Source organism: Pseudoalteromonas sp. AS84, from assembly GCF_038900255.1.
Classification (GTDB): Bacteria; Pseudomonadota; Gammaproteobacteria; order Enterobacterales; family Alteromonadaceae; genus Pseudoalteromonas.
Genome location: NZ_JBBMQY010000001.1, coordinates 410,898 through 430,443 on the forward strand (window position 1 = coordinate 410,898; position 19,546 = coordinate 430,443).

17 protein-coding genes are annotated in these 19,546 nt (G+C 39.9%); 4 read left to right on the forward strand and 13 right to left on the reverse strand.

Translation table 11 applies throughout. From position 1 onward, the window contains the following. The first annotated feature begins 15 nt into the window (after positions 1-15). Positions 16-1,599 (forward strand): sulfotransferase, encoded by a 1,584-nt coding sequence (locus WNY79_RS01755; protein ID WP_342874926.1) that lies wholly within the window; start codon positions 16-18, stop codon positions 1,597-1,599. Between the two features lie 439 nt (positions 1,600-2,038). On the opposite strand, the gene WNY79_RS01760 is transcribed toward WNY79_RS01755, so the two are convergent. From WNY79_RS01760 to WNY79_RS01790, 7 genes are all read right to left on the reverse strand, one after another. Beyond that, complete coding sequence (locus WNY79_RS01760) at positions 2,039-2,470, reverse strand: universal stress protein (RefSeq protein ID WP_342874927.1); 432 nt, start codon at positions 2,468-2,470, stop codon at positions 2,039-2,041. Positions 2,471-2,793: 323 nt separating this feature from the next. After that, entirely contained in the window at positions 2,794-3,615 is an 822-nt protein-coding gene (locus tag WNY79_RS01765) for a hypothetical protein (protein WP_231616710.1), read from the reverse strand. Positions 3,616-3,939: 324 nt separating this feature from the next. Beyond that, on the reverse strand, positions 3,940-5,418 hold the full coding sequence (locus WNY79_RS01770) for a hypothetical protein (protein WP_342874928.1): 1,479 nt from the start codon (positions 5,416-5,418) through the stop codon (positions 3,940-3,942). A gap of 274 nt (positions 5,419-5,692) precedes the next feature. After that, entirely contained in the window at positions 5,693-6,214 is a 522-nt protein-coding gene (locus tag WNY79_RS01775; RefSeq protein ID WP_083707537.1) for a hypothetical protein, read from the reverse strand. 365 nt (positions 6,215-6,579) lie between these two features. Next, a complete protein-coding gene (locus WNY79_RS01780) occupies positions 6,580-8,280 on the reverse strand; it encodes a hypothetical protein (protein WP_342874929.1) in 1,701 nt (566 codons plus the stop codon). Positions 8,281-8,637: 357 nt separating this feature from the next. Continuing rightward, a complete protein-coding gene (locus tag WNY79_RS01785; RefSeq protein ID WP_342874930.1) occupies positions 8,638-9,183 on the reverse strand; it encodes a hypothetical protein in 546 nt (181 codons plus the stop codon). A 55-nt stretch (positions 9,184-9,238) separates the two neighbouring features. Then, positions 9,239-9,643: a hypothetical protein gene (locus WNY79_RS01790; RefSeq protein ID WP_342874931.1), complete on the reverse strand. Its 405-nt coding sequence runs from the start codon at positions 9,641-9,643 to the stop codon at positions 9,239-9,241. A 294-nt stretch (positions 9,644-9,937) separates the two neighbouring features. On the opposite strand from WNY79_RS01790, the gene uvrA reads away from it, so the two are divergent. Next, entirely contained in the window at positions 9,938-12,496 is a 2,559-nt protein-coding gene (uvrA, locus tag WNY79_RS01795; RefSeq protein ID WP_342874932.1) for an excinuclease ABC subunit UvrA, read from the forward strand. A gap of 51 nt (positions 12,497-12,547) precedes the next feature. On the opposite strand, the gene WNY79_RS01800 is transcribed toward uvrA, so the two are convergent. The 6 genes from WNY79_RS01800 to WNY79_RS01825 form a co-directional block, all read right to left on the reverse strand. Continuing rightward, complete coding sequence (locus tag WNY79_RS01800; protein ID WP_342874933.1) at positions 12,548-12,736, reverse strand: DUF2798 domain-containing protein; 189 nt, start codon at positions 12,734-12,736, stop codon at positions 12,548-12,550. A gap of 293 nt (positions 12,737-13,029) precedes the next feature. Beyond that, positions 13,030-13,302, reverse strand: a complete 273-nt coding sequence (locus WNY79_RS01805) for a DUF2798 domain-containing protein (protein ID WP_342874934.1) — start codon at positions 13,300-13,302, stop codon at positions 13,030-13,032. 80 nt (positions 13,303-13,382) lie between these two features. Then, positions 13,383-14,000: a LysE family translocator gene (locus WNY79_RS01810; RefSeq protein ID WP_342874935.1), complete on the reverse strand. Its 618-nt coding sequence runs from the start codon at positions 13,998-14,000 to the stop codon at positions 13,383-13,385. Between the two features lie 71 nt (positions 14,001-14,071). Next, complete coding sequence (locus WNY79_RS01815) at positions 14,072-14,347, reverse strand: hypothetical protein (protein ID WP_342874936.1); 276 nt, start codon at positions 14,345-14,347, stop codon at positions 14,072-14,074. Continuing rightward, complete coding sequence (locus WNY79_RS01820; protein WP_342874937.1) at positions 14,348-14,545, reverse strand: hypothetical protein; 198 nt, start codon at positions 14,543-14,545, stop codon at positions 14,348-14,350. Positions 14,546-14,622: 77 nt separating this feature from the next. After that, the gene (locus WNY79_RS01825; protein WP_342874938.1) at positions 14,623-17,091 is read right to left on the reverse strand and encodes a prolyl oligopeptidase family serine peptidase; all 2,469 of its coding nucleotides are present in this window, start codon (positions 17,089-17,091) and stop codon (positions 14,623-14,625) included. A 166-nt stretch (positions 17,092-17,257) separates the two neighbouring features. On the opposite strand from WNY79_RS01825, the gene WNY79_RS01830 reads away from it, so the two are divergent. Then, positions 17,258-18,253, forward strand: coding sequence for a LacI family DNA-binding transcriptional regulator (locus WNY79_RS01830; RefSeq protein ID WP_342874939.1), 996 nt, complete (start codon positions 17,258-17,260; stop codon positions 18,251-18,253). Continuing rightward, positions 18,250-19,479, forward strand: a complete 1,230-nt coding sequence (locus WNY79_RS01835; protein WP_342874940.1) for a glycosyltransferase family 4 protein — start codon at positions 18,250-18,252, stop codon at positions 19,477-19,479. Before WNY79_RS01830 ends, WNY79_RS01835 begins: the two co-directional genes overlap by 4 nt. The last annotated feature ends 67 nt before the right edge of the window (positions 19,480-19,546 follow it).

The window sequence follows — 19,546 nt, forward strand, 5'->3', positions numbered from 1 at the left end:
TAATTACCAAAAACCATGCAGCCAAATTTAAAGCAACTTCATCAAAGCGCAATACACTCCCTAAACCAAGGTAAAATAGAGCAAGCACACAAAGCCCTAGTGGAGTTAGTTACACTCAAACCAGACTTTGCCGATGGGTACTTTTTGCTGGCTATGGTTAATTTAACTGTTGGGCAAATACACAAAGCAATAAAGCTCATCGAAAAAGCCCTCACCCTTGGCCAAAGTATTGAATACACCGCGCAACTTGCTAAATGTTACGCACTTACTGGCGAATTACAAAAAGCAAAAAACACCGCACTATCTGTATCATTAAAACAAATAACTAAAGCACTTGATGCCGACACACTCGGCGTTGCACTTACTCAAGCAGGCATTCACGAACAAGCACTTAACTACTTTGAGCGCGCTATTAAACTTGCTACAGCAGCTAACAAAGCTCAACCACCGTTTTATTATAACTATGGTGTAAGCGCTAAATTTTTAGGATTATTTGATAAAGCCCAACACGCTTTTGAAAATGCAATAGCGCTTAACCCGCTGCATCATCAAAGTCATTTTGCATTAAGTGATTTAACTAAAGTAGATGAGCAAAACAATCATATTGAGCGCTTAAAAAACGTGTTTGAGCAAGTAACACACCCCGATGCAAAACTGCATATAGGCCATGCTTTAGCAAAAGAGTATCAAGATTTTGGTGAATTTTCAGAGGCTTTTAACGCGTTAGAGCAAGGTAAATTAGCAAAACGTACTGTGCAGCCGTTTGATCATAAAAGCTCAACTGAGTTATTTGAATATATTAAACTCTTAAGTGACCAGCATAAACAAGCGCTAACACAAGGTAACCCAACGGCAGAGCCTATTTTTGTATTAGGCATGCCCCGCTCTGGCACTACTTTGGTTGAGCGTATTTTGTCGAGCCACAGCGACGTGCAATCGGCAGGTGAATTACAAGACTTTGGCCTAAGCGTTAAAAAATTAAGCCAAACGCAAACACCGCATGTACTCGACACTCAAACACTCAGTAAAGCCTACGAGCTTGATTTTAATCAGCTTGGGTCAACCTATTTAAACGCAACACGCGTAATAACAGGCAGCCATAAGCACTTTATTGATAAGCTCCCGTTTAACTTTTTTTATATCGACTTAATAACCAAAGCACTGCCAAACGCTAAAATTATTTGTATGCTGCGCGACCCTATGGACACCTGTATTGGCAACTATCGCCAGTTATTCACCATTAATAACCCCTACTACGCGTACTCGCTCGACCTACTCGACACTGCAAAATTTTACAGCCGTTTTTACAAGCTAATGCAGCACTTCAGCATGCAACACAACAATATAAAATTAGTAAAATACGAAGAGTTAGTCGCACAGCCCGAGCAACAAATAAAAGAGTTAGTCAGCTTTTGTAACTTAGAGTGGCAAGAACAATGTATAGATTTTCACTTAAACACCGCTCCGGTTTCTACCGCAAGTAAAATGCAAGTACGCCAACCACTCAACAATAAAGCAATTGGCCGTTGGAAAGCATTTAAGCCCCATACTGATAAAATTGAAGATTACTTTTTAAAGCAAAATATCAGTTTTGAGTAAGGGTTTTATAGCTGGGAGTTAAGTGTGAACCTATAGATAGCCCACTTTGTGGCAGTGTAGGTCGCATAAGCGAAGCGCCATCCGACACAGTAAAATACCTTGTCATTTATTATCAATATTTTATGTTGTTGAGTGGTTGGAGAGTGACCATGAGCGGACCTTCATTATTCAGTCAGTTCAAGAGGAAAAGACCAGGTTGTACATACTGATAGAGTGAAAGTATCAGTTAAAAGACGTCTGCAATGAATGCCTACGCAATGAGTGCAAAAATTAACACTCACTGCTGTAAAGTTTTACGTTGACCCTGCCCCAGTATGAAAAGTTCACTTTCGGGCAGTTAAAGCGTGTATTGACGTTTACACAACTCACATTTTTACCCAACGTGCTGGCCACATTGTCCCGTCTAAGACCGCTGCGGGACAAGAGATACGCGCCAATTTTATTTGACTATTAACACTGGGCAACCCGCTTTATTGGCGATCGTTTCTGCAACGTTAATATTCAAAAAATGAGAAAGTCCGGTTCTTCCATGACTGGCAATTACCACCATTCCTATATCACCGCTATTAGTCTCATCTAAAATCTCATTAATGGCATCACCATGCCGAATAACCGTTTCAATCTTTAAATCAGTATTCAACTGACCTAATAACTCGTGCATTTTACTCGCCGCAGCGTCTTCCATATTTTTAGCTAACTCTTGGGGAGTTATAGCAAGGATCATATAATTTTCGTTATCTGAAGGCTGATCAACAATGTGTAAAATACGAATGCCTACTTGATATAAATTCGCCATTTCAATGGCATATTGCAAAGCATGTGATGCAGTATCAGAAAAATCCGTAGGCCATAAAATATTACCTGTGCGCATATTATTCTCCTTCACAATCTAAAGTCATATTTTTCAATGATATTACCAACTCCATAAGAATGGACTCGGCTCCATCTCAGCAAGTTAAGTGTAGTGAGTATTAAAAGGTTATCTATTGATTATGATCAATAAATAACAATAAGGCACTAAAAGTAACAATACCTCATCAATTTATGCTTATTGATTAGGCTGTGATTGCGGGGTTTATTACTCTGGTTGTCGTTGTTGTTTCTTTTATAAGATAATCAATATTTGGAATAATTAGGGCTGACAGCCAGTTTTTCGCTCACAGTTGAACTTCACAAAAGTGCCAATAACAGCCATTAGTTAGTCTGATAGTAAAAACTGCTATCTGAAACTTTTTGAACAATATCGAATTCCAAACCTATGTGGCTATAATCACCAGAAGTTGGAATAGTTGATTTATGGTTAATTACGATTCCCCAATGGTTATCGCTTATACCTCCAAAGATTATGTTGAGACTCTCTTCGTTTACTCTCGTGATTGCAGCAACATTATACTTAGCCATCACCTCTCTCAGAGCCTTAGTAACTTCAGATAATGCCAACATTTTGGGAGCTTCTTCAGGCTTGGATAGCTTATAGTCACCTGACGGGATAAATCCTGCTTGTTTGGATGGGTAGTAGGTAATAAGCTGCGTTGGACTATAAAACGTGTTATTTATGCGAAAAACATGTGGTGCCGTTTGCTGGACAATATAAAGATTTGTATTTTGTCTCAACATTTCAACTTCACTCTTTGAATCCACTAAAAACTGCTTTATCAGCTCAATTCGTTCTTTTTTACATTTTTGCTCCTTGCATATTGAGATGCTTGGCAAATTAGAAAGTTGCTTCTTATTAATATTCAGGAACCTACTTCCTAATACCCCAAAATTAAAATTTGCAAAGGCTTGCTTGTCATTATTATTGACGAAATTCGTTGGGCGAACATCCAACAGGCTAAATGGAAAGAATGAAGGAAGGTATGCTAGCTGTTTATCCGTTTGAGGAAGCATCTTGTCCGCATGTTTAAGCAGCTCTCTGTACTCGCTATCAATGTCTTCGTTGAAATAGGATGGCATATTTCCATAAGCAGGCGTCGTAATGATTAAACTGCAACACAATAAAAAAGTTCTCATCATTTGTTATTTCAAATCCCTATAAAATAAAGAGTCATTATAATGGTACAGCATAATATTATTTAACAATGAAGATTAGCTCAATGTCCGTAATTCGCTCTTTCTCGAAGTTCGGCTCAGTGCCATAAGCAGTCATTCATGATTAACTCGTTTCTGCCCCAAACGTGTTTTGGATACCTTAGGTTTAAATGTCCTCGATACAAATTTTGGTCTACTTAAAATAATCATAACTTTCAGCATGACTTGCTCTATGTAATTTGAATTATTCATACAAGCTATTTAGATATCAAAGAATAGAGGTGCGAGACAGCACCTCTATACAGGCAATTAAGCGGTGTCTACTTCAGGTTTTGACTGTTTTGTCACGACAACCGTCATGGAGTTCAACACATCATAAGGTTGGTGGAATCCAGTAAATCCTTCTTTATCTGAGTAGAAAATATGGCTGATATCCGAGAACGCATCAGGGTTAACCTTGTGCACAGCGTTAGGGTTATGAAACATAACCAATCCATCAGACCATGATTCTTCATAGTCAGGGTCGGCTAAATTTTTCGAAAATGGAATTGGCTGTAAGCCCTCTGGATTATACAAAAAGCCCTGCCTTATCATTGTTATATCTTTACTACCTAGACCTGCAATTTTACCCATACGGTTGAATTTAGGTATTGTTGCTTGGTTGCTAAACAGAACGGCACTAATATTCTCAGCACCTTCTTGATTAAAGAATCCAGACGGAATTCTTTTACCATCCCACTCGTGGAACTCAATTTTTTCAATCTCTGGATTTCCGTCTACAATACGAGCTCTTGCGCCATACAAATATTCAGACAACGCTGTTCGTGACCAAGTCATTGAGTTGTCGTTGTGATAGTCGTGTATAGCAAAAATCAGAGAGTGGTCTTTAACATGTTCTTGCTCCCAATACTTGTGCTGTAGCTTCGAGAACAGTGGACTGCCGAATTTGATTGGCATGTAGTCGCTTAGTCGCTCAACAATGTCTTTGTGATCTTCTGGTGGCGGTAGATCTGGACGAGCAGGGTTGCCAGATGGATTAACGGTAACCGCTTCAATAAAGAATTTCTCATCGAAATAATCGACTTCAAAATCTGGTGCAGCATGATTGTTATGTATTTGCAGACCTTGAGTATGCAAGTACACGTGTAAGTACATCTCCCAAAGACGAGCATTAAAGTTCACTGATTGGAACTCACGAACAAAGTGACCGTCATTGTCTACAAACGAGTTCGCTATTTCGTTAATGATGTTTCGTCCCGCATCAAAACGAGGTTCATTAGCGATGATTTTATATCCGTGGTGTTGTTTGTTTTCATGAATGATTGGGTTGAACAAATCCATAGTTGGATTTACTTCATCGTCCTGAGGATAAATGTCTTGTGGGTCTGTCGCATATTGTGAGTTGATAAGTACAGCCATGTCTTCTCGGGCTTTGGCTGGAGTAGTATGGAAGTCTCTGCTTCCGTTAATCCTGCGGAACAGCTTGCGAGTATCTCGACCCATAATAGCAAAGCCGTAGTCACGATCAGTTGTATCTTGGAAGACAATGCCAAGTAGAGTGTTGTTTAAGAACGAATACCATTCGACTTCAATAGCTTGGAATCTTACAAGCGGCATTCTTGAGTAGAAGTAAGCATCAAACTGGCGACGAGTAATTTGCCGTCCATTTACAAAGATATTTTTGAGTTTTTTCTTCTTAAATGCTTCTTGCTGCTGCTGAGTGATTTTTGCTTTTTGTGCGGCTTTTTTTTTCTTATCTCGTTTCTGCTGCTTTGTTAATTTAGGCATATTGCCAACGTCCTTTTTGTATATGTAGTTTGCGTTATGATATCAAAATCATATTATCAGACGTTGATTTTGATATCACGAAACAGATAACGGTCACACTATTAGACAGTCTATTTTAGTGAATTAGGCCAACTAAACTAATTCGAATTTCGTTATCACAAGGCTTGGCTCTAACTCGTTTCTGTCCAAAATGAGTTTATCCGATAGTCTGTTTCTCACTCAGAGCCCAATTCATATACGTGCCAGTATCGAACGGTGGCACCATTGCCTCTTGTTAGGCATTTTTCCAATTTACAAATAAACGCTTATCTATTTCAATTTTGTTGTGTTTTTCAATGTAAATAGGAAATACATCAACATCTGTGACTTTAGCTATAGCATAACGATGATGTCCTCCCTGAAATATAACCTCTCCATTATCGACAGGTTTTACCAATGGAGGAGATATTGGTCTATTTTCAGATAAATAAACTATAAGCTTTGCCAAGTTATCTGGATAACCGAGCTCCCACAACTCGCCTTCATCTCTTCGACTAAAATGACATAAGATTTTATCAAATTCAGTTAACGAAACATAACCAAGTATAAATCCATCAGGGTAGTACTTTTGAAAATCATTTTCTCCTACACCGTCCAATGCAAAACGTTGAGAGCTTCTTGACAGATCCCAGTTAAATATAATTTTAGGCCATGAAGAAACTGGCGTATTCAAATACTTTTCAGATTCTTTCAAAATTCTGGCACGTAAATTTTGCTCAGTTAACTCTTCAATAGATTCTTCTCCATCTAAGCGCAAAAGTTTTTTGCTAATAATTCATCGCTCCTAATATTTAACACCTTCGTGTCTAACAGTTTAATCAAAAGGCGCTTTAGTGACTTTTACATTAAAACGCCTGTATCTCATAAATTATTAGCAAATACTGTAACTTATTGCCAGCTTTAAAATATCACTCTAGTTTACTTAAACATATGGAAAAGGAGAAACTCCCTCTTTTTATTACTAAGTTGACGACAACGACCCTGAATGACTTGTTTTCACTCATTGCTAGTGTATGCCTTTTGCCATTAGCAAACATTGTTAGCGCCGAGCTCTGTAGCTTTTAAAGGTGGAGAAGAAGCGTGAGATTTTAACTGTCTGGCATCTGCTCCTTAATACTTTCATTATTCAATTACACTCAATGCGTTTGCAATAATTTCAAGTGACTCATCGCAGTCTGTGCAAATTTTTTCGTAATGATTTTTATAGCTACCATATTCAGTTATAGCCACTTTTCTAAGATCTTCTGCTTCCGTACCCAGAGTGTGGCCCTTTAGAATTGAACGAGCATTGTGAACTATATGGAATGGAGACATTATTTCACGTGCATGCTCTTCTTCAAATTCAACACCAACTAAGATGACTTCAAGTAATTTTAATGCACGTAATCTCGCATCAGGTTTTAACTTTAAAGCCTTAGCTTTTTTTCTAAGCCATTTTTCTTCTAAGCCTTCAACTAGTAATTGATCTAGGTTAAGAATCTCTTCAGCCCACTCATCGCGTGAACTAGTATACGGATAGTTAACTTTATCTGGAGCGTTTTTATCCCTGAGCTTCCACCATAAAGAACCTTTTAAATCTAACTCAGCCAGTTTGGCTTTTAAACTTAATAACGCATCATACTCACTACTCCACTCACCTTTTATATCATTTTCCATAGCGCGAGTTGAAATAGGTGCTTTTGGAGCCTCATTGTATTGTTTCCAATGCAATTGTTCTTCATATGGTAGATGGCTCAGGTATATTAAATATGTATGTACCTGACCAGCAGTATTGACATCAAAAGTTTTTAGTTCCCATGCCCCTCTACAATATATACTGCGGCTATTTAAAGTGAACCTATCTCGATCAGCTTTATATTTGAGTAATACTTCTGGTTTAAAAAATACAGGGGTTATTTCAAACGGTAGATTAGATTCTGTAAAATAGTTAGCTAAATGAATTGGGTTACATGAAACTTCCTTTATTTCACTATTCTTCCAGTCCTGCGCAACATAGCTACAATATTCTTTTTCAACTTCATCGTCAGAATGGCCCCAAATATTTGCTATTAACTTCTTCTTTGAAACTGAAATATCCGAAATATGAAAACCTCGAGAGTAGCTTCCAACACCATTTACGATATTGATTGTTCCAAAGATTCCTGTGGTATTAAAATCAATATGTTCTCTATTTGATCCCCACCCATTAAAATCACCAGTTTTATAACGCGTAAAGTCAAACATACGAAATAACTTCATGCCTTCTATACCCGCATACTCCCCAATAATTTCTCTCTTTGCGCAGATAATAGTTCCTTCATCGTTTTTCCGAGCGTTAGGGACTTTGAGTATTTTAATTACTTCATTAATTCCACCGTGAGAATCTAATTTGCACCATGATTTTTTTTCGGGAACGTAATGTAAATCTAAAGAATGAGATATTTTTTGATTAAGCTCATAATAGGTTTCATCGTTACCTATGGATTGAAATGACCGAGCGAAAAGTATTTGCTCTCCAGAAGCTAATTCTTTACAGCCAAGGTTGGACATAGGACTTTCTATAGATATATCTTCAAACGAACAAGAAACACCCCAAGAAGAAAATGGATTTCCACTCCAGTTGAGAAGGTTATTGAAATTGTCTTTAATCGCATTTTTTTCAGGTAAAAATACTGCATGGATAAATACATGTGGCATTGATGCATACAAAATTACGTATTCATCATTAATATCCGAAGTTAAAAACTCAGCAACATCACTTTGTTGACACCAGTCATTGAACTCATCTTCGGAGCTAGGCTCATTAGATAAGAACTTTAAACAATTTAAATCATATACATTCATTGCCGATTTCCACCAAAACTCGAGATAAAACAAACAACTTTATCAGAGGGCGCTTTCCCTATTTTAGCGCGAAAACGTCCTTATTTTATGAACTTATATTAATAGCAAATAGCGTAAATCATTGCCAGCTATAAATATTAGGCTTTCTGCAGCCTATATAAACATGTAAGTAACAGGAAAGTTTTCTTTTATTTTTACTAAGTCAATGACGACTCACCTGAATGACCGGTTATCGCTCTAAACCGACTAATGAATACATGCAATTTGCAGATACTCAATACTTTAAAAGCCTTTGCTATATTACCAAGCTGAAGAGTAACTCCAACAGCATACTATTTTTGCGATTATAAGAGCTTGTTATTCTGTTTTTAAAACCATACCTTTCGATTGGGCAAATATCACTAGCGCAAATACTATTTCGGTTATCCCGCCAACAAAGGCGCCGATTACAAAATCGGCATTTAATACAATACACAGCATGCCAGAAAACATAAGCGAAGCACCTAAAATCCAGTACACTTTCATGCCATATAAAGTGTTGAAAACTAAATAGCGAACACCAATTATCGTCAGCATTATTGAATAAAACCATTCAGCTTGAAGTTTTGCTACGTAAAACGCTAAAAACAAACCAACAAATAAAATAATAGTGCTTTCTAAGGCCAATTTACCTAATGGGTTTTTAGGGTCGTGATTGCCAGAGCGTTTAAGCGCTTTTGAAAGTAACATGGCTAAAGGATGTATAAACATGCCACCAAAAAACAAAGTAAGCATACTTGATTGATTTGAAAGCAGTAATGCGACAAAGCCAGCTATACACCAAACTAAGCCAGACACTAATACACCGGTTCCACCACCGAAGTATGCGAGGTTCATATTTTGTTGCGCATCTTCAAACTTCATAAAAATCCTTAATTTTAGAAATATCCCTAATTTAATATTATTGCATCGTTATTAGTTACAAATCGTTACTCGAATACACACTTAAAATAGGGAACTTATAATCGGCAAACGATACAGTTACCGATTGTGTTTCGTTGCCTTTAAAACCGAGTTTAAATTCCATTGGCATGAATCGGCTGCCGTCAGCAAAAAGTGCAAGTAAGTGCTCCTCTCCTAATTCGCGATTGCCCGACGATAAGTTAGTTAGCGTTATAACAGCCCAGCGTTCGCCCTCTTCATTGCTCATTAATACATAATTAACGATTTTAAAATCCCCTTTTTTAGGGGTTATGTTGTTATCGTTTGCAAACGATAAGTGCATACTATTTGGTACTGCACGGTCCACATTTAGCACTTTGATAGAGTCGGCTTGGGTTGCCCACGAAAGCACCAATAAAATGATCACTAAGGCTTTATTCACTGCTAGTTCCTTTTTATTACCTAGTAAATTACCTAATAAATCACCTAGTAAATTACGTAACAAATTACACAACAATAACTGTTTAAATTATATTCGCATTCCATACCCATTGTGTAAACAAACAATCCTCGTAATTTTATCCAGCGCTCAATTTACCCCGCACTCTAGCTGTGCCACTGCAGACTAAGCGTTCATTCAGTGTGCTTGCGCTACTTTGGGTAATAACAAGCGATAAGAGTAAATAATTCAAAGCTAGCTTAAAGTAAAAACGCAATTAAACAGGAGTATAAACGTATGGCAAGCACACATAAAAACTCAACAATAGATTTATCTGATCCCAGTAACAGCATTCAAGTAAGAGGGGCGCGCGTTCACAACTTAAAAAATGTAGACGTTGATTTACCTCGTAACGCATTGGTTGTTTTTACCGGAATATCGGGCTCTGGAAAATCGTCGCTTGCGTTTGGAACGCTGTTTGCTGAGTCGCAGCACCGCTATCTTGATTCAGTATCGCCTTACGCCCGAAGGTTGATAGATCAAGTTGATGAGCCCGATGTTGATTCTATTGAAGGGCTACCGCCTGCAGTTGCTTTGCAGCAGCAACGCGGCGCACCGTCGGTTCGTTCATCAGTTGGCAGCATAACAACTATTTCTAACGCGCTACGTATGCTTTACTCACGCGCAGGTGAATACCCAAAAGGCCAAGGTATACTTTATGCTGATGCGTTTTCGCCGAATACGCCACAAGGTGCGTGCCCAGAATGCTCAGGAATAGGCCGAGTGTTTGAAGTAACCGAAAAGCTACTTGTGCCAGACGATACAAAAACTATTCGCCAGCGCGCCATAGTCGCGTGGCCACCAGCATGGCAAGGTAAAAATTTAAGCCGAATTCTTACTTCCCTTGGTTATGACATAGACACGCCTTGGAACAAACTTTCTAAAAAAGCACGCGATTGGATTTTATTTACCGACGAAACACCTACTGTGCCTGTATATCCAGATTACACCTATGAGCAAACACAAAATGCGATAAAAAATAGCGAAGCTCCAAGCTACATGGGAACTTTTTCAAGCGCTAAACGCTTTGTTTTACAGTCTTTTGCTACTACCCAAAGCCCGCGTACAAAAAAGCGCGTATCGCAGTTTATGCAAATATCGCAGTGCCCTACTTGCCAAGGTAAAAAATTAAAACAAGCATCGTTAAGTGTTAAATTTGCAGGGCTCGATATTGGCGAGCTATCTCAACTTACATTAAACAAGCTTGCTAAAAAACTAAGTAACGCCGCCAATACCAAAGTAAATAAAAATACAAAAAACCCAGAGCAAGCCATTGTTACACAGCGCATTGCCAGCGATATTCTCACCCGTATTGAAGCACTAACCATGCTTGGTTTAGGGTACTTGTCGCTTGAGCGCACAACGCCAACGCTCTCACCCGGAGAGCTACAACGGTTGCGACTTGCCACACAAATTCGCTCTAAATTATTTGGGGTAGTTTACGTGTTAGATGAACCTTCAGCGGGTTTACACCCTGCAGACACACAAGCACTTTTAAAAGCGCTTGATGAGCTAATAGCGGCTGGCAATTCTGTATTTGTTGTTGAACACGACATTAGCGTTGTTAAACATGCTGATTGGATTGTTGATGTAGGCCCTGATGCAGGTGTGCATGGTGGCGAGATTATTTACAGCGGCCCTGTTGAAGGGTTAAAAAAAATAAAAAACTCGCACACCGGTCGTCACCTTTTTGCTAAAAATACTACTCAAGAGTCTACTCAAAACAGCGCACAAAAAAAGGATCAAAGGCGGCCTAATGCATGGTTAAAATTGGCTCATATTGAGCGTAATAATCTTAAAAAGCTCAATGCAGAATTTCCACTGGGTGTTATGACAACCGTTACTGGGGTTTCGGGCTCTGGTAAATCAAGCCTAGTAAGCCAAGCCTTAGTAGAGCTTGTTTACGAGGCACTTGGGCAAAAAGTAATAACAGAAGCCCCCACCGACGAAGCCGACCTACTCGAACAAGAGCTGCAAACACACACCAGCGGAAAAATCATTGAAGGTATAAATAATATAAGCCGCCTGATTACAGTCAATCAAAAAGCGATTGGCCGTACCCCTCGTTCAAATTTAGCTACCTATACGGGTTTGTTTGATCATGTGCGTAAACTATTTGCTTCAACACAAAAAGCAAAAGAACGCCGTTATGATGCTGGTCGCTTTTCATTTAATGTTGCTAAGGGTCGCTGTAAAAACTGTGAAGGCGTTGGCTTTGTAAGTATAGAACTACTGTTTTTACCTAGCGTTTATTCACCTTGCCAAGTGTGTCATGGCAAGCGTTATAACGAGCAAACACTAGAGGTTACATATCGTGATAAAAACATAAGCGATATCCTCAATTTAACGGTTGAATCGGCGCATACCTTTTTTGAAAATGAACCTGCGATACTGCGAGCACTCGATGCACTTATGCAAGTAGGTCTTGGGTATTTGCGTTTAGGACAACCTGCAACTGAGCTTTCTGGCGGTGAAGCCCAGCGTATTAAATTAGCAACCGAGCTGCAACGTACGCAGCGCGGTAACACACTTTATGTTCTTGATGAGCCAACTACAGGCCTGCACCCATCGGATGTATCAATGCTGATGTCGCAGTTAAATAAATTAGTAGATGCTGGCAATACCGTCATTATGGTTGAACACGATATGCAAGTAGCCCGTAATAGTGACTGGGTAATTGATGTAGGCCCTGGTGCTGGTGAAGAAGGCGGCTTAATTGTAGCGCAAGGGAAACCTACAGATGTAGCTCAATCTAAAATAAGCCGAACAGCACCTTTTTTGAATGGCGCAATTTAAAGAGCAGGTAAACACTAAATAACAAAAAAGAGCCAATGGCTCTTTTTTTTATTAGCTTTTTAAAAAGCGTTCTATTTTAGGTTTTACCGTAACAGACATTATCAGCATTATAGTTAAACCTATTGGTAATGCGGCTAATAACCCTTCAGCCCATCCAGTTACAAATACACGCATATCTGCATAGCCAATATTATTAGTAGCGGTAGCAAACGCCATCATCGACTCCATGATCAGCGCCATAAAAACACTAATAACTAAGTTACGTTTTAGCTCACTACTAGGGCGTGTTTATCTTTGTGGATTGAAATTTGTTCAATCTAGGGGCGATTAAATCACGGCGCGAGGTTTGTAACCTAGTGGGCTAAGTAAAAACCGAGCAACAAAGAGTTAATCGTCCCTAGAAAGAACCCAAAGGGCAGCGCATGTTTGGTATTTATGCTGCGTTATCGCCTATTTATGGGGAATAACCACACTACATAGGCTCTGCCTTGCCTAAAAACCAAACACACTGCTGCAAATTCAACCACCAAAGGTCAATACGCCCTAAGTAATAACTTATTAACTAGCTTGTGCATTAAGGTCATCATTACAAAACCAACAGGCGCCATAACCAATACTGCACTTACAAACGAGGTAAACCAGTCGGCATAAAAATGCTCTGTAACACCCACATTTACATAAGTCATAATGCCAGTTAGAGTACCGCCGATTAGAGTGATAATACTTACCATAACCAGTATTTTATAAATTACAGGTGTTTTTTTAGGCTCAACCATTACTGGGTTTACTGATACGGGTGTACTCATTTTTGGGCATGCCTTAAGCGTTAAATAGATGACAAAATCAACTATAGCAAATTAATTGATAATATCTACTACTTTTTGAACTAACCAATAATAAGCCAAATTCCAACTAACCCCATTAAGCTACCAGCAATACGGTTCATCCATTTTATATTATCGCCACGGGCTAAAAATAAACGTAAGCTTTTACCGCCTGTTGCATAAGCCAACATACTTAAAAACTCGGTGGTCATTATTACACCAAGCAATACTAAAAGCTGAGGGGCTACTGCATGCTCAACACTTATAAAGGGCGGTAATAGTGAGATCATAAACGCCCACCCTTTAGGGTTAGCAATTGCGGTTACAAAACCTTGGGTAAATAACGACTTCCGACTTACGTCACTTGGCTTTGAGGTATCGACCGACATTTTTCCTTTGGCTCGCCACATATTAAAGCCAATATAAATTAAGTACGCACCGCCAACCCATTTTAAAATAGCGAACGCATCTGGGTAATTTAGCATTACGCTTGCAACGCCTAATACCGCAGCTATAGCAACACTTGCTACACCTAACAGCTCACCTATCATCATCCATAATGTGCGGCGCACGCCAATACTCATACCGAGTGTCATGGCGAGCGTCATACACATACCTGGCGTTATCGACACAAAAAAGAAGGTAGGAATAAAAACCGCAAGTGCTGCTACATCAATCATTAATTTACTCTCATATTAAAAACAAAAACGCGGCTATAAGTAGCCGCGCTGTTGCTTACTCATGTTTATTACTATTGCACAGCACTTACCAAGGGTTCAGTAATAACCTCTAATGGCTCTGCTGTATCATTTAACAAATACTTATCTAACCACTGTTCTTGTTCCCACAATACATGCAATAAGCTTTTACGCGCACGATAACCATGTGCTTCATAAGGGAGCATTACTAAGCGGGCATCTTTACCTAAACCTTTTAGGGCTGCGTACATGCGCTCACTTTGCATTGGGAAAGTGCCGTGAGATTGAGGGTGGGTCTTCTTGCACCCTACCCCATATGTAAAAAGCATCTATTGCCCAGCACTTACCACGGGTTCAGTAATAACCTCTACTGGCTCTGCTGTATCATTTAACAAATACTTATCTAACCACTGTTCTTGTTCCCACAATACATGCAATAAGCTTTTACGCGCACGGTAACCATGTGCTTCATAAGGGAGCATTACTAAGCGGGCATCTTTACCTAAACCTTTTAGGGCTGCGTACATGCGCTCACTTTGCATTGGGAAGGTGCCGTGAGATTAAGAGTGGATCTTCTTGCCCTCACAGCATAAATGCACCTTTACTATTTGCTAGGTGTTAACTCTGTCACTTGCTCAGAAGTTGCTTTTATTGGCTCAGTTGTATCACTTAGCAAGTACTTATCTAACCACTGCTCTTGTTCCCACAGTACGTGTAATAAGCTTTTACGCGCACGGTAACCATGTGCTTCATAAGGGAGCATGACCAAACGAGCATCTTTACCTAACCCTTTTAGCGCTGCGTACATGCGCTCACTTTGCATTGGGAAGGTGCCAGAATTAGGATCTTCCTGACCGTGGATCATTAGCATTGGTTCGTTAATTTTTTCAGCGTGAAAAAACGGCGACATATTAGCGTACACACTTTGTGCTTGCCAAAAATCACGCTCTTCTCCTTGAAAACCAAACGGCGTTAATGTGCGGTTATACGCGCCACTGCGGGCAATACCTGTTTTAAATAAATCGCTATGAGCCAATAAGTTAGCAACCATAAATGCACCGTATGAGTGCCCTGCTATGGCTATTTTGTTTTTATCGGCAATACCTTTTTTAACCAATACATCAACAGCTGCTTGCGCGCTTGATACTAGCTGCTTTCTAAAGTTATCGTTTGGCTCACTGCCATCAATACCCACTATTGGCATTTTAGGGTCGTCAAACACGGCAATCCCTTTGGCAAGGTAAGGCATAGGACCCCAATAACCAATGTAGGTAAATGCGTAAGGCGACTCGCGTACTTGCGATGCTACGGCTTTATCTTTGTATTCAAGTGGGTAAGCCCACATAAGTACAGGTAACGGGCCTTGTGTTTTATCGTACCCTGGTGGTAAATAAAGCGTACCCGAAAGCTCAACACCGTCGTCGCGTTTATAACGTAATTGCTCTTTAGTTACCCCTTTAAATGCAGGGTACGGGTGCTCAAATGTCGTTAACTGCGTTAGCGTGTCGTTATCTAAATTGCGTATAAAAAAGTTAGGTTGCTCAGTTTTAGATTCACGAATAGTAATAAATCGCTCACCTTCGTCGTCAAGCAGAGCGCGTACACGCTCGTAGTATGGCGCTTCTGATTGCCATAAACGCTTGCTGCTATTTGTTTTAACATCGTATTGATCTAAAAACGGCACATTACCTTGCTCTGAAGCACCATTACCGCGCAGGTAAATATAACGCCCGCCTACAATTTTAATCACGTTTGCGCCTAAATCGTTGCGCTCGTAAATTGCATTACCTGGATCTTTATACGCGTCGTTGTAACTACGCTCTGAAAACAAAACGCGGTTTCTGTCGGCATTTCGTGGCTGTACTATGTAAGTACGTACTTGGCGATCGCTAAAGCGCCAGTCTGTCAGCATGGCTACGTTTTCGTTGCCCCACTCCATTCCTGCATAACGGCGTTCTACTTTGGCAAATAATTTAGGCTCGCGTTTAAATGGTGCACGCAAGCTGTATACATAATCATGATGCTCAACGTCAGTTTTCATGTCGCCGCCATCTTGCGCCTCGGCCCAAATAACTTCAGCGCCCTGATCGGCTCGCCATTCAAAATTACGGCGGCCTGTGCGTACACTGTCATAACCTTGTGGAATGTTATCGGCAAGTGGTTGTTTTGCCAGCTCTGCTAATGCATAGCCGCGCATGCCCCATATTTGCCACGTGCTTGCAAAGCGGCTGTAAGGCACTTGATACGAAAATGGCTCATTAATACCGGCGACTAATATATTGGTAGAATCAGGTGATACCGAAAATGATTTAAATAAAGAAGGGCTACCTATTGCTTGAGTATTACCATCAAGCGTTACGTAAGCCAATTGCCCTTGGCCGTAAAATTTAAATTGTGATTCATCAAACGGGCTTGTTAATAAATTTTGGTAAGTACGTGCAGGCGCTTTTTCGCCAGTACTTTGTTGAATAACAGGCACTACATTTTGGCTGTTATTTTCAAGCCTTGGCTTGCCAAAGTTAACAGCGAGGTTTGCAACAATGGCGCTGCTATCTGGCAGCCATTTATATGGTGATGCAGTTAGTACCGAATTTAATGCAGCGCTAGTTAACTCTTTTGCTTGTTTGGTTTCAACGCTGTAAAGCCATAAATTGGCTTGGGCTGGTTGCTCAACAATAAAGGCTAAATATTGACTATTAGATGACCATTTAGGTGAACGGATAATGCCATTAGGTAAGTTATTAATACTGATAACCGACCCGCTTTGAACATGCTTTAGCTCCACGGCACTAAATTTGGCACTCACACGAGAGCGCGAAAAATTAGCGGGGTTTAGCTTAATACCAGCAAGCTTAAGCTCTTCTTTTGCAAGTTCATCAAGGGTTACTACACGTTTGCGTTCAAAAAGCGCTAACCACTGGCCATCGCTCGATAAGTAACTAGTGGGTGCTAACTTAGCATCAACCAATGCTGCAAGTTCAGGTGATGGGGTTTGATAGCCCTGCTCGGCGTAACTTGTTGGTACTAATGCCGCACAACAAATAAAGGCAACTAACAGCCTAAAAGCGCTCATGTTTTTATCCTTTTGTTATTTTTTACTCTTATAAGCGTATATAAACACGTTTTGCTTTGTTCATAAAGTATTAAGGTAAGTTAAACACCTCTAAAAGATGACTTAATAGTGCTGATTAAGCTAAACTACAGCGCTATTTATTCACCACTGCGGTACTTAAAATACAATGCATAACAAAGCCAAATCAGTCACTATTTTTGATGTTGCAGAGCGTGCTGGTGTATCAAAATCAACCGTATCTTTGGTACTTACCCAAAGCGATAAAGTGGGCAATAAAAGTAAACAAAAAATACTAAAAGCGATTGATGAGCTTGGTTACGTTTATAATCGTGATGCAGCTGCTATGCGCTCAAAGCGCTCAAATTTAGTGGCCATAGTAATAAACGATTTAACTAACCCAACTATGGCGCAACTTGCTACCAGCCTACAACTTTTGTTAAACGAAAGTGGCCTACAAGCCATGATTGTAAGCAGTAATAATAGTCTTGAACTACAAGCAAACGCAGTTAAAAACTTAAAAGAATACAACGCTGCTGCATTTATTATTTGCCCCGTTGCTAATACTTGCTCCAAATGGCTTGATACGCTCAGCGCGCAACACAAAGTAATTACCGTAATGAGTGAAGTGCCTTTTAGCGCAGCCCCTTGTGTATTACCCGACTATAAAAAAGCCAGCCACGTAGCCAGTATGCATTTGCTCGCACAAGGCGTGACAAACATTGCATTTATAGGCAGTGAACTTACTTTAAATGATTCACAAGCACTACAAAGTGGCTTTAATACCGCTTGCGCGCAGCACAGCATTAATCCATTAGCCCCCATTCACTGCGCAGTAAACACAGCCCTTAGCGCTAAAAATGCATTTATAGAAGCATATAAACATAACCCAACATTAAACGCAGTGGTGTGTTCAAACGATATTATTGCTCAAGGTGTTACTGCCGCTATTAACTCATTAACGCATCACTGTATTAAAGTAGTGAGTTGCCACCATATTCCTAATAGCGCGGTTATAAATAATCACTTAACCACCGTGGCTATAAGTACAACCGATATAGCCAAGCGGTGCCTTTTAATACTGCAAGAGCTACTACAAAATACAGCCCCGCCAGTAAAAACACTGGTAAATGTAAACTTACAAATTAGAGATTCTAGCCAATGAAAAAAGTGCTGGTAATTGGCTACGTATGGCCAGAGCCAAATTCGTCTGCTGCGGGAACGCACATGATGTCGTTATTAAATGCATTTAGAGCGCAAAACTGGGACGTTGAATTTGCAACGCCCGCGCAGCGCACCGATCACATGGTAAACCTTGACGACTTCGGCATAACCAGCCAAAGCATTGCATTAAACTGCGACAGCTTTGACGAATACGTTAAAGCCTATAATCCAGATATAGTCATGTTTGACCGTTTTATGATGGAAGAACAATTTGGCTGGCGCGTCGATAAGCATTGCCCACACGCAATTAAAATTTTAGATACCGAAGATTTACAATGCCTACGTAATGCTCGCCACGAAGCGTTTAAAGGTGAGCGTGACTTTACAACCAGCGATTTACATTCAGACATAGCAAAACGCGAAATTGCCGCTATTTTACGCTGCGACCTGAGCTTAATTATTTCAAGTTATGAAATGAGCCTGCTAAACAGCGTATTTAAAATAGAGCCAAGCTTATTACACCATTTACCGTTTATGGTTGACTTAAGCTCACTGCCTACAAGTACAAAAACGTTTGAGCAGCGCCAGCACTTTATGACTATAGGTAACTTTAGACACGCGCCAAACTGGGATGCTGTACTTTATTTACAAAAAATATGGCCACTTATTCGCAAGCAACTCCCAAAAGCAGAACTACATATTTATGGCTCTTACCCACCACCAAAAGCCACTGCACTTAATAACCCCAAAACCGGTTTTTTAATAAAAGGTTGGGCCGATAATGCGTTTGATGTAATGCAAAGTTCGCGTGTATGTTTAGCTCCACTGCGCTTTGGTGCAGGCATTAAAGGTAAATTGCTTGAAGCCATGATAATGCAAACACCCAGCGTTACCACTAACATTGGCGCAGAGGGTATGCATAACGATTTACCATGGCCAGGTAAAGTAGCCAACACAGCCGATGACTTTGCCAACGCTGCCATTGAAATGTACACCAATCAAAGTGACTTTGAACAAGCGCAGCAAGATGGTAATACACTCCTTAATACGCTGTACGATAAAGCCCAATTAAGCGCAGCGTTAATTAAAAAAATTGATTCAATAAGTTGCGATTTAAGCGCTCATCGCGAAAAAAACTTCACAGGCCAAATGCTCAAACATCATACAATGCGCAGCACTCAATACATGTCGCAATGGATAGCTGAAAAAAATAAAAAATTAGATTAAAAATGACTAGACACACACCAATTAGTGTTTAAAATCGCGCCCATCAAACGTGGGCAGTTTTAGCTGT

Coding starts and splice junctions, on each gene's coding strand:
- WNY79_RS01755 (WP_342874926.1), top strand. CDS start 16: ATGCAGCCAAATTTAAAGCAACTTCATCAAAGCGCAATACACTCCCTA.
- WNY79_RS01760 (WP_342874927.1), bottom strand. CDS start 2,470: ATGCGCACAGGTAATATTTTATGGCCTACGGATTTTTCTGATACTGCA.
- WNY79_RS01765 (WP_231616710.1), bottom strand. CDS start 3,615: ATGATGAGAACTTTTTTATTGTGTTGCAGTTTAATCATTACGACGCCT.
- WNY79_RS01770 (WP_342874928.1), bottom strand. CDS start 5,418: ATGCCTAAATTAACAAAGCAGCAGAAACGAGATAAGAAAAAAAAAGCC.
- WNY79_RS01780 (WP_342874929.1), bottom strand. CDS start 8,280: ATGAATGTATATGATTTAAATTGTTTAAAGTTCTTATCTAATGAGCCT.
- WNY79_RS01785 (WP_342874930.1), bottom strand. CDS start 9,183: ATGAAGTTTGAAGATGCGCAACAAAATATGAACCTCGCATACTTCGGT.
- uvrA (WP_342874932.1), top strand. CDS start 9,938: ATGGCAAGCACACATAAAAACTCAACAATAGATTTATCTGATCCCAGT.
- WNY79_RS01800 (WP_342874933.1), bottom strand. CDS start 12,736: ATGGCGCTGATCATGGAGTCGATGATGGCGTTTGCTACCGCTACTAAT.
- WNY79_RS01805 (WP_342874934.1), bottom strand. CDS start 13,302: ATGAGTACACCCGTATCAGTAAACCCAGTAATGGTTGAGCCTAAAAAA.
- WNY79_RS01810 (WP_342874935.1), bottom strand. CDS start 14,000: ATGATTGATGTAGCAGCACTTGCGGTTTTTATTCCTACCTTCTTTTTT.
- WNY79_RS01815 (WP_342874936.1), bottom strand. CDS start 14,347: ATGCTTTTTACATATGGGGTAGGGTGCAAGAAGACCCACCCTCAATCT.
- WNY79_RS01820 (WP_342874937.1), bottom strand. CDS start 14,545: ATGTACGCAGCCCTAAAAGGTTTAGGTAAAGATGCCCGCTTAGTAATG.
- WNY79_RS01825 (WP_342874938.1), bottom strand. CDS start 17,091: ATGAGCGCTTTTAGGCTGTTAGTTGCCTTTATTTGTTGTGCGGCATTA.
- WNY79_RS01830 (WP_342874939.1), top strand. CDS start 17,258: ATGCATAACAAAGCCAAATCAGTCACTATTTTTGATGTTGCAGAGCGT.
- WNY79_RS01835 (WP_342874940.1), top strand. CDS start 18,250: ATGAAAAAAGTGCTGGTAATTGGCTACGTATGGCCAGAGCCAAATTCG.